Source organism: Streptomyces sp. NPDC003691 (assembly GCF_053981115.1).
In genome coordinates this window covers 1-10524 of record NZ_JBSFNQ010000153.1, presented here as the reverse complement: position 1 = coordinate 10524, position 10524 = coordinate 1, and the positions used below count along the sequence as shown (strand labels likewise).

Here is a 10524-nt window from a genome sequence, read left to right as displayed (position 1 = left end):
GAACCACCCCGCACACCACCCACCACATCCCCACCCACACCCAAACCACCCACCAACTCACCCACCGAAGAACCCACCACCACCCGCCGAAAACCAAACACCGAACGCGAATCCACCAACGACCGCGCCACATCCACCGGCAGTACACCGGGACGGTCCGCCAGTTGGGCGGCGAGATTCCCGGAAAGCTCGTTCAGGGCCTCGGCGGAACGCGCGGACAGAATCCACGGCACCACAGGCGCAGGCGCAGCCGCAGTCACAGCACCGGGAGCCGCCTCAACCGGAACCGGCTCAACCGGAACCGCACCGGAAGCCGGCTCAACCGGAACGGGCTCGACGAGAGCCGTCCCGGGAACCGTCTCCTCGGGCCCCTGCTCCAGCACCACATGCGCGTTCGTCCCGGACATCCCGAACGACGACACACCCGCCCGCCGCGGCCGGCCCCCCTCCGTCTCCCACGGCCGCGCCTCCACCGCCAGCTCCACCGCACCCGCCGACCAGTCCACCTCAGCCGTCGGCTCACCCACATGCAACGTCTTCGGCACCACCCCGTACCGCATCGCCAACACCATCTTCATCACACCCGCCACACCAGCAGCCGCCTGCGCATGTCCGATGTTCGACTTCACCGACCCCAGCCAGAGCGGCCGCTCCCGGTCCTGCCCGTACGTCGCCAGCAGGGCCTGCGCCTCGATGGGGTCACCCAGCTTGGTCCCGGTCCCGTGCGCCTCCACCACATCCACCTCGGACGCCGCGAGCCCCGCCGACCGCAGCGCCTCCCGGATCACCCGCTCCTGCGAAGGACCGTTCGGCGCCGTCAGGCCGCTGCTGGTGCCGTCCTGGTTGACCGCGGTACCCCGGATCACCGCCAGTACCCGGTGGCCGTTGCGCCGCGCGTCCGACAGCCGCTCCAGCAGCAGCATCCCCACGCCCTCGCCCCAGCCCGTACCGTCCGCCGCGGCCGAGAACGCCTTGCACCGGCCGTCGAGGGAGAGTCCGCGCTGGCGGCTGAACTCCAGGAACGCGCCGGGGGTGGTCATCACCGTCACACCCCCGGCGAAAGCGAGCGAGCACTCGCCGGTGCGCAGCGCCTGCGCCGCCAGATGCAGGGCGACCAGCGACGACGAGCACGCGGTGTCGATGGTGACCGCCGGGCCCTCCAGGCCCAGGAAGTACGAGATCCGGCCGGATGCCACGCTGGCCGCGTTCCCGGTGCCGACATGGCCCTCCAGACCGTCGGCCGACCGGGTGGCGACGGTGGTGTAGTCCTGGGTGTTGCTGCCGACGAACACCCCGGTATCGCTGCCCCGCAGGGTTTCGGGCCGGATGCCCGCGTGCTCCAGCACCTCCCAGGAGGTCTCCAGGAGCAGCCGCTGCTGGGGGTCCATCGCCACGGCCTCGCGCGGCGAGATCCCGAAGAACCCGGCGTCGAACGAGCCCGCGTCCTGGAGGAAGCCGCCCTCCTTCACATAGGTGCGCCCGCGCTGTTCCGGGTCGGGGTCGAAGAGGCCGTCCAGGTCCCAGCCGCGGTCCGCCGGGAAGCCGGACACGGCGTCCCGGCCGGTCACCAGCAGCTCCCAGAGGTCGTCCGGGGAGGACACCCCGCCCGGGAACCGGCACCCCATACCGACGACGGCCACGGGTTCCCGGACGCCGGCTTCGAGTTCCCGTACGCGCTGCCGGGTTCGCTGAAGATCGGTGGTCACGCGCTTCAGGTATTCGACAGCCTTTTCTTCACGGCTCACTTGTGCCACTCCAAAGGAACTCGCCGAGCACCTACAGATGCGTCCCGATGCGCCTTTCCTGGGCTCCCGTCCGCGGTGGCGGCGGGATCGCCGAAGCGAGATTGCCGATACGCCACGACGGATGCGACGACACGGCGGACGCGGAATTCTCCGCATGCAACGCCGATTTACCTGCACAACCTCGAAGTGACGCTATGGGCGGGCCCGGCGCGGCGACAACCCCTAGCCCCGGCAGGTCCGGGCGACACCCCTCAACAAGCCGGGTGAAGAATTCCCCCTAAGGGGCTGTACCGCGCTTACCGGCCAGCGGCGGGGCGATCCGGCCAGGTCCCGCGGGGACAACGGGGCCGGGCCCGGCCGGAATATCCCGGGGACGGACGGGGTGCGGTACCGGCGATCCGGCCGGACGGCCCGCGGAGAGCGGCAGCCGGGTTGTCCGGCGGCCGCCCGGGCCGGGTATCCGCCGTGGTGCGGCCCGCGGCGGGTGCGCCGCCCCGCGGCCCGGCGGACCGCGCGGCCCCCTAGGACCCCCTAGCCGACCACTACCGCCCCCGAGCACCGCGGAAGTTCGCTGCGGACCGCGCTATCGCCCGCCGACCAGGGTGTGATCCAGTGACAGGCGCCAAAGCCATCGCGCGCCATCGCCTGGGAAAGGACACCCAACTGTGACGCCTGTGCGAGCACCGATTCCCGAGCAGGTCGGACTCCTCTACGACAAGATCACCGACACCGACGTCCTGCACTTCGGCTACTGGGAGGACCCGGCCGACGAGACACCGCTCGCGGAGGCCGCGGAGCGGCTGACCGATCTGGTGGCCGGCAAACTGGGGCTGACCGCCGGGCAGTCGGTGCTCGACGTCGGCTGCGGTATCGGCACCCCGGCCGTCCGGGTCGCCGCCACCACCGGTACCGAGGTCACCGGGGTGACGATCAGCCGCTCCCAGGTCCAGCGGGCCACCGAGCTGGCGGCGGCCGAGGGGCTGGCGGACCGGGTGCGCTTCCTGCACGCCGACGCCATGGACCTGCCGTTCCCCGCGGAGTCCTTCGACCATGCGTTCGCGCTGGAGTCGATCATCCACATGGACCGGGACAAGGCGCTGCGTTCCGTACGCGACGTGCTGCGGCCCGGCGGGCACATCGCCCTGACCGACCTCTTCCAGCGCAACGACCCGCCGCCGGGCAAGCCGTCGCTGATGCACCAGATGGTCGATATCTGGATGATGAGCGATCCGGTGCGCCTGGACGACTATCCGGCGCTGGTCGCCGGGGCCGGTCTGGAGCTGGTCGAGGTCCTCGACGTCACCGAGACCGTGCTGCGCAGGACGCTGCTGCTGGTCGCCGAGCAGATGCGGGCCAAGGACCTCAGCCATATCCCCGACGAGATCGTGGCGAGCTTCCCGGAGGAGGAGCGCCGGCGGCTGCTGGCGTTCCCCGACGAGCTGGCCGCGTCCGAGGAACTGGGGTGTGTGGTGCTGGTGGCGCGGCGCCCCGAGGCATAGGGCCGTGCGTCGCGGGGGCGGACCCGGTGCCGCGCCATGACGACCGTGGCGTCCGACCAGGGCGCGACGTGGGCGCGGCTGCGGACACTGCGCGACCGGGCCCCGGTGTGGCAGGACCCGGACACCGGTATCTGGCATCTGACGCGGTACGCCGACGTGGAAGCCGCGCTGCGTGACCACACGCGTCTCGCCTCGGACGTCAGCGCGGTCTTCCCCGAATCGCCGCCGGTGCTCGACGGGCACATCGGCGCGATGGATCCGCCCCGGCACGGGCGGCTGCGGACGCTGGTGAGCCGTGCCTTCACGGCACGGAAGGCCGCCGCGCTGGCGCCCCGGGTCGAGGCGCTGGCCGGCGAGCTGCTCGACCGGGTGTCCGGCGAGGACGAGTTCGAGCTGATCGGGGCCCTGGCGCAGCCGCTGCCGATGATTCTTATCGCGGAGCTGCTGGGGGTGCCGGTCGAGGACCGGGACCGCTTCGCCGCCTGGGCCGATGTCCTGTTCGACCAGGGCGCGTTCGATCCGTCGGACCCGGGGCGGATGGCGGCGTCGGCCGTCACGATGCGGATGTTCCACGGCTATCTGGCGGATCTGGTGGCCGAGCGGCGCCGGGCGCCGCGCGGCGACCTGGTCTCGGCGCTGGCGTCGGCGCAGCTCGGGGACGAGACCCTGGGCGATGCCGAGATCACCGGCTTCGCCGCGTTCCTGCTGCTCGCCGGGCATGTCACAACGACGCTGATGATCGCGAACACGGTGCTCGGCCTGGCCGAACTGCCCGCGCTCCAGGAGGTGCTGCGGGCGGACCGCGCGCTGGTGCCGGGGGCGGTCGAGGAGTTGCTGCGGTACCGCACCCCTATCCGGTCGGTGCCGCGGCTGGCGACGGCCGATCTCGGCTACGGCTCCACGGTGGTGCCCGCGGGCGATCTGGTCTATCTGTCGCTGGAGTCGGCCAATCACGACGAGCGGGTCTTCGAGGACCCCGACCGGTGCGTGCCGGGCCGGAGCCCCAATCCCCATCTCGGCTTCGGCCGGGGGGCGCACTACTGTCTCGGCGCGCCCCTGGCGCGGCTGGAGACGGTGGTCGTGACCCGGCTGCTGCTGGCGCGGTATCCGTCGCTGCGGGTGGTGCGGGGCAACGGCCCGGAGCACCATGCCGAGCCGCAGCTCAACGGCTTCCGCACGCTGTGGGTGGGTGCGGGATGAGCCGGGGGTCCGTGACGGACGGGTGCCGGACGGCGTCGCCGCGCCGTCCGGCACCCGCCGGAGCCGTACCCTCCGGACCCGTACCCGCCGGAGCCGGACCCGCGGGAGCCGAACGAACGGGCTCGGTACGGGCCCGGCCGGTCCCGGCCGGATCGGTACCGGGCGGGTCGGTACCGGGCGGATCAGTACACGTACGTCTTGGTGATCACCGGTGTGGTGGTCTTCGGGGTGCAGACGAGGTGCTCGTTGCGCGCGTTGATGGTCTCGAAGGCGCCCGGCCGGAACTTCCAGAGCCCGGTGGCGTTCGCTGTGAAGGAGGCGGTGGCCCCGCTGAGCGTCAGGGGGTCGCCGGCCGGCGGTACCACCGGGTTGGTGAGGCCGGTCGCCGTGACCGTGCCCGAGCCGGCGCCTCCGGCGGTGACGTCTATCTTGCCGTTGAGGGTGTAGGGCAGCAGGCCGGGCGGGGCCGGGGACGTGGTGGTCACGGTCGCGGCGACATCGACCGTGCTGCCGTACGCGGCATAGCGCGGCGCGGTCAGGTTGAGCAGGAAGTAGGCGTCGGCCTCCCCGTAGGGGGCTTCGACACAGTGGTACAGGATCTGTACGGGAGCGTTGCCCCCCTTGGGCCCCTTGGCCTCGGCGGTCGCGGGAGCGGCGGCGGAGAGCAGCGCCAGGGACGCGGCCCCGGCAACTCCGACAAGTTTCGTGCGTAGCATCGGCAGAACCATCCTTCGGTTTCTGGCCACTGCTCCACTTCACCGGAAAATGGAAGGGTGAATTCCAGGAGAAACCCAGTGGCATCGCATTCGATCTCCGTACGAGGGAGAAATCTAGGCGGCGAACCCATGGGTCTGTAAACCCCTACTCTCCCTTATCAACCCTTTCTCACCCCAGTCGCCCGGGGGTAATTCTTCACTCCCGGTCTCACGAACCCGCACTCGCGCCGAGTACCATCCGAACGGAATTATCATCCGCCCGGCCATCGTTGTCCGCACACGCAAATTCAGGTGATCTTCTCCCTTTTGCAGATTCGATGACTTCACTCCGGAAGTAGGCAGATGACCCAGACGACGACTGCGGTGATCGTTCCGACCGTCGGCTCACGATCACGGGAGTGGACCGAGCCCGCGTCACCGCCCCGTACCACCGCGCGCTTAGTGGGAGTCGGCACGGCGGTGCCTCCGACGTCCTACTCCCAACAGGAGGTCCTGGACGCGTTCCGGGTGACCGACCCGAAGATCCGGGGCGTCTTCCTCAACAGCGCCATCGAACGGCGCCATCTGACCCTGCCGCCGCGGGCCGCCGACGGCACCATGAGCGTCGAGACGCAGGGCCAGCTCCTGCGCAAGCACCGGACGCAGGGCGTGGCGATGGCCGTCCGCGCCTTCGGCTCGGCCCTGGCCGAGGCGGGTGCCGAGGCCGCCGACGTACGGCACCTGTGCTGTGTCACCTCGACCGGCTTCCTCACCCCGGGCTTCAGCGCCCTGCTGACCAAGGAACTCGGTCTGCGGGAGGACACCGTCCGGCTGGACGTCGTCGGCATGGGCTGCAACGCCGGCCTGAACGGGCTGAGCGCCACCACGGGCTGGGCCCGGGACCATCCCGGTGAACTGGCCGTGATGGTGTGCGCCGAGGCGTGCTCGGCGGCGTACGCGTTCGACGGCACCATGCGGACCTCGGTGGTGAACAGCCTCTTCGGGGACGGCGCGGCGGCCGTCGCGGTCCTCGCGGGCGACCACGAGTCCGCCCGGCCGGGGACCTCGGTCCTCCGGGCCACCAGCCACATCATCACCGACGCCATCGACGCGATGCGGTTCGACTGGGACGACGACCACGGCCGGTTCAGCTTCTTCCTCGACCGCGAGGTGCCCTATGTGGTGGGCGCCAACGCCGAGGTGGTGGTGGAACGCCTGCTCGCGGGCACCGGTCTGCGCCGCAGCGACATCGGCCACTGGACGGTGCACTCCGGCGGCAAGAAGGTGATCGACGCGGTCATGGTCAACCTCGGCCTGACCCGCCACGACGTCCGGCACACCACCGGTGTGCTGCGTGACTACGGAAATCTGTCCAGCGGCTCCTTCCTCTTCTCCTACGCACGTCTGCTGGGTGAAGGAGTGGTGCATCCGGGCGAGTACGGGATCTTCATGACCATGGGCCCCGGCTCGACCATCGAGGCCGCACTGGTGCGCTACTGAAGGAGCGGGTGGCATGTCGTTTTCCACGAGTGAGCAGCCGTCCGGGCAGCCCGAACTGCCTTTCGTCGGCAGCGACCGGACCCTGTCCGCGACACTGATCGCGGAGCTGACCGAAGTGTGCGACCGGGCCGAGGACGCGGGCGGCACGGTACCCGTCGTCATCCGGGTCGGCGGCGGTACGCCGGCCCTTCCGGTGCCCTGGCCCGGCACCTCTCACATCCACCTGGTGAACAAGTGGGAGGGCGCGCTGCGCCGGCTGGAGCGGCTCGGCACGGCCGTGATCGCCGTGGCCGGGGGCCACTGCACCGGGCCCGCCCTGGAGACCCTGCTGGCCTGCGACTACCGGATCGGTACGCCCGGCACGACAATCGCGGTCCACCACGAGTCGGCGGTGCCCTGGCCCGGGATGGCCCTGCACCGGCTGGTAAACCAGGTGGGGGTGGTCGGCGCCCGGGCACTGGTGCTGTTCGGCGGGGTGCTGGACGCGGACGAGGCGCGGGCGGCGGGCATCCTCGACGAGGCGGCCGAGGACACCGCCGCGGCGGTCGCCGCGGCGAAACGCTCCGCCAGCGGACTGGCCGGCAGTGAGCTGGCCCTGCGGCGGCGGCTGTTGCTCGACGCGGCGGGCACATCGTTCGAGGACGCCCTGGGAGCGCACCTGGCGGCGTGCGACCGCACGATGCGGCGGACGGCCCGATGAGCCTGCCGCCGACGCCGGGGATCACCGGCGATCTCCGGGCCGACGCCGCGGCCCTGAGCGACCATGCCGCCCGGATCGGCGAACTGATCGCGGCCCTCCCCCCGAAGCCCGGACGGCCGCCCGCCGCCCGGGAGGCGGCCGCCCGCGCCCTCCGGTCCGGCCGGTTCGCCCGCAGCCGTCTGCTCCGGGCGCACGCCGGCCGGATCCATGCGGAGCTGACCGCGGGCTCGGCCCTGCCGCTGCGGCCCGCGGAGCTGGTGGACGCCGCCGCTTCGGCCTTCCCCGGCCTGGTGCCCACCGCCGCGCAGCTCGCCGCGGAACGGGCCCGGCACCAGGCCGACAAGGAGGGCCACGAGGTCGACCAGGGCATCTTCTTCCACGAAGTGCTCCGGCTGCCCGGCCCCGGACGGCAGGTGCTGACGGCGGCCCTGCGGCCGACGCCCCGCGCCCTGGGCCTGCTGCCCGGGTACGCCGAACACGGCGGCGTGGACCTGGGCACCGTCCGGGTGGACCGCCGCGACGGCATCGCGCACGTCACCCTCCGGAACACCGGCTGCCTGAACGCCGAGGACAATGCGCTCGTCGCCGATCTGGAGACCGCGGTCGACCTGGTGCTGCTGGACGGCAACAGCGCGGTCGGGGTGCTGCGCGGCGGGACCATGACGCACCCGAAGTACGCGGGCCGCCGGGTCTTCAGCTCCGGTATCCACCTCAAGGACCTCCACCGGGGCCGCATCTCGTACGTCGGCTTCCTGCTCGGCCGGGAACTGGGACTGGTCAACAAGCTCTGCCGCGGGCTGCTGCACGAGGAGACCGAGGAGAACTGGCCGCACACGGCGGTCGCGAAGCCGTGGCTGGGCGCCGTGGACACCTTCGCCATCGGCGGCGGCACCCAGCTGACCCTGGTCCTCGACCGGGTACTGGCCGCCTCCGACGCCTACTTCAGCCTCCCCGCGGCCCAGGAGGGCATCGTGCCCGGCGCGGCGAACCTGCGGCTCCGCAGGCTCGTCGGCGGCCGGGTCGCCCGGCAAGTCGTGCTCTGGGGCCGGCGGCTCGCCGCGACCGAGCCGGACGCCGCGTTCCTCCGCGACGCCGTGGTGGACCCGGAGCGGCTGGACGCCGCCGTGGCACGGGACGCGCCGCTGCTGGCCGGACCGGCCGTGGCCGCCAACCGCAGAATGCTGGTGGCCGCGGAGGAACCCCTGGACGCCTTCCGGGCCTACGCCGCGGAGTTCGCGCTGGCCCAGGTCCTCCGGCTGTACAGCGAGGACGTCCTGACGAAGGTCGGACGGTTCACCGCGGGCGGCCGGAGCGAGCCCGCGGAGGCCGTGCGATGAGGCCCGCGGACATACTGCTGACCGTCCTCCGGGAGGAGGGGATCACCCGGGTCTTCGGCAACCCCGGAACCACCGAACTGCCGTTCCTCGACGCCGTCGTGGACGCGCCCGACCTGGAGTACGTGCTCGGTGTGCACGAGGGCACGGTGGTCGCGATGGCCGACGGCTACGCCCGGGCGACCCGGCGGCCCGCCTTCGTCAGCCTGCATGTGGCGGCGGGCCTCGCCAACGGCCTCACCGGGCTGCTCAACGCCTCCCGGTCCCGGACCCCGCTGGTGGTGACCGCCGGCCAGCAGGACCGCCGGCACCTCGCCCAGGACCCCATGCTCACCGGCGACCTCGTCGGCCTGGCCCGGCCGGCCGTGAAGCACGCCTTCGACGTACGGCACACCCACGACCTGCCGACGGCGCTGCGCCGGGCCTTCGCGCTCGCCGTACGCCCCCCGGCGGGGCCGGTGTTCCTGTCGATCCCCATGGACCTCCTCGCCGAGGACACCGACCTCGACCTGCCCGCCCGCACCCGGCCCGCGCCGCCGGGCGCGGCGGGCGGCACCGAGGCCGCCGCGGACCTGCTGGCCGGGGCGGCGCGCCCCGCGCTGGTCGCGGGCGACGGGGTGGGCCGGGACGGCGCGGTCCCCGAGCTGGTGGCGGTCGCGGAGGCCCTCGGGGCCACCGTGTTCCACCAGCCGCTGCACGACCGGATCGACTTCCCCGGGACGCATCCGCTGTACGCGGGCGCCCTCACCCCCACCAACGCGGCCATCCGGGAGGCGCTCGCCCCGCACGACGCGGTGCTGATCGCCGGCTGTCACGCCTTCATGCCGCACCACTACACCCCGGGCCCGGCGATCCCGGAGTCCACCACCGTGGCCCAGCTGGACACCGACCCCGCCGAGGTGGGGCGGAACTTCGCGGTCGCCGCGCCCATGGTGGGCGATCTCGCGGCCTCCCTCGCCGAGCTGGCGCGACGGCTGCGCGGCCGGGTGCCGGAGGCGGCGCGCCGGACCGAGGAGGCCGGGCGGCGGCACGCGGAACGCCGGGCCGCGTACCGTACCGCCGCGTACGCCTCCGCCGGGGCGGCCCCCATGGACCCGCTGTCCCTCGGCCTTGCGGTCGCGGACTCGCTGCCGGAGGAAGCGGTCCTGCTGGAGGAGGCCATCACCACCGGTGTGGCACTGCGGCCGCTGCTCCGCCTCGACCGGCCCGACTCGTTCGTGCACACGGTCGGCGGCGGGCTCGGCTCCGGCATCGGGATGGCCGTCGGCACCGCGCTCGGCCACCCGGGGCGGCCGGTGGTCGCCGTTCTCGGCGACGGCTGCGCCCTCTTCGGCCTCCAGGGGCTGTGGAACGCGGCCCGCCACCGGGCACCGGTGACCTTCGTCGTCGCCAACAACGGGGAGTACCGCACCCTCAAGGAAACCCTCGACACCTGGGGCAGCCGGGCCACCGCCACCCGCCACTATCCGGGGCTCGACCTGGCCCCGCCGCATCTCGACTTCACCGGAGCCGCCGCGTTCTTCGGCGTGGACGCCCTCCGGGTCACCGACCGTGACGAGCTGGCCAAGGTGGTCGCGGGCGCCGCGCACCGCGACGGCCCGCTGCTGGTGGACGTGCCGGTACTCGGCCATACCCCGCCGGCCTGAGCGCAGGGAGAACCATGGGCACCTTGTTCGAACCCGCCGACCTGGTGGCGAAGGTATTCGACGGCACCTGGCGGAAGGCGCCGGGCGGGCCGCTCGACGTGGTGGAGCCGGCCACCGGCCGGACGCTCGCCGTAGTGGGCGCCGCGACCCCGCGGGACGTCCGTACCTCGGTCGCCGCGGCGGCGGCCGCCCAGCCCGGCTGGGC

General features: G+C 72.7%; 9 protein-coding genes. 7 read left to right on the top strand and 2 right to left on the bottom strand.

From position 1 onward, the window contains the following. On the bottom strand, window positions 1-1745 hold a 1745-nt coding region (locus ACWDR0_RS33525), incomplete at its 3' end, for a type I polyketide synthase (RefSeq protein WP_456355604.1). A gap of 674 nt (window positions 1746-2419) precedes the next feature. Between ACWDR0_RS33525 and ACWDR0_RS33520 the strand changes: the two genes are divergently transcribed. Continuing rightward, window positions 2420-3244: an SAM-dependent methyltransferase gene (locus tag ACWDR0_RS33520; RefSeq protein ID WP_456355603.1), complete on the top strand. Its 825-nt coding sequence runs from the start codon at window positions 2420-2422 to the stop codon at window positions 3242-3244. Between the two features lie 36 nt (window positions 3245-3280). Beyond that, the gene (locus ACWDR0_RS33515) at window positions 3281-4444 is read left to right on the top strand and encodes a cytochrome P450 (RefSeq protein ID WP_456355602.1); all 1164 of its coding nucleotides are present in this window, start codon (window positions 3281-3283) and stop codon (window positions 4442-4444) included. Between the two features lie 182 nt (window positions 4445-4626). Here ACWDR0_RS33515 and ACWDR0_RS33510 read toward each other — a convergent pair whose 3' ends face one another. Next, window positions 4627-5160 (bottom strand): hypothetical protein, encoded by a 534-nt coding sequence (locus tag ACWDR0_RS33510; RefSeq protein ID WP_456355601.1) that lies wholly within the window; start codon window positions 5158-5160, stop codon window positions 4627-4629. A gap of 342 nt (window positions 5161-5502) precedes the next feature. Here ACWDR0_RS33510 and dpgA point away from each other — a divergent pair, with 342 nt between their 5' ends. From dpgA to ACWDR0_RS33485, 5 genes are all read left to right on the top strand, one after another. Next, the gene (dpgA, locus tag ACWDR0_RS33505) at window positions 5503-6639 is read left to right on the top strand and encodes a 3,5-dihydroxyphenylacetyl-CoA synthase DpgA (protein ID WP_456355600.1); all 1137 of its coding nucleotides are present in this window, start codon (window positions 5503-5505) and stop codon (window positions 6637-6639) included. A gap of 13 nt (window positions 6640-6652) precedes the next feature. Then, window positions 6653-7339 (top strand): enoyl-CoA-hydratase DpgB, encoded by a 687-nt coding sequence (gene dpgB, locus ACWDR0_RS33500; protein ID WP_456355599.1) that lies wholly within the window; start codon window positions 6653-6655, stop codon window positions 7337-7339. Next, complete coding sequence (dpgC, locus tag ACWDR0_RS33495; RefSeq protein ID WP_456355605.1) at window positions 7336-8676, top strand: (3,5-dihydroxyphenyl)acetyl-CoA 1,2-dioxygenase DpgC; 1341 nt, start codon at window positions 7336-7338, stop codon at window positions 8674-8676. Before dpgB ends, dpgC begins: the two co-directional genes overlap by 4 nt. Then, on the top strand, window positions 8673-10319 hold the full coding sequence (locus ACWDR0_RS33490; protein WP_456355598.1) for a thiamine pyrophosphate-binding protein: 1647 nt from the start codon (window positions 8673-8675) through the stop codon (window positions 10317-10319). The genes dpgC and ACWDR0_RS33490 overlap by 4 nt, the downstream gene beginning before the upstream one ends. Before the next feature lie 14 nt (window positions 10320-10333). Beyond that, the coding region (locus ACWDR0_RS33485; protein WP_456355597.1) for an aldehyde dehydrogenase family protein at window positions 10334-10524 on the top strand (191 nt) is incomplete at its 3' end.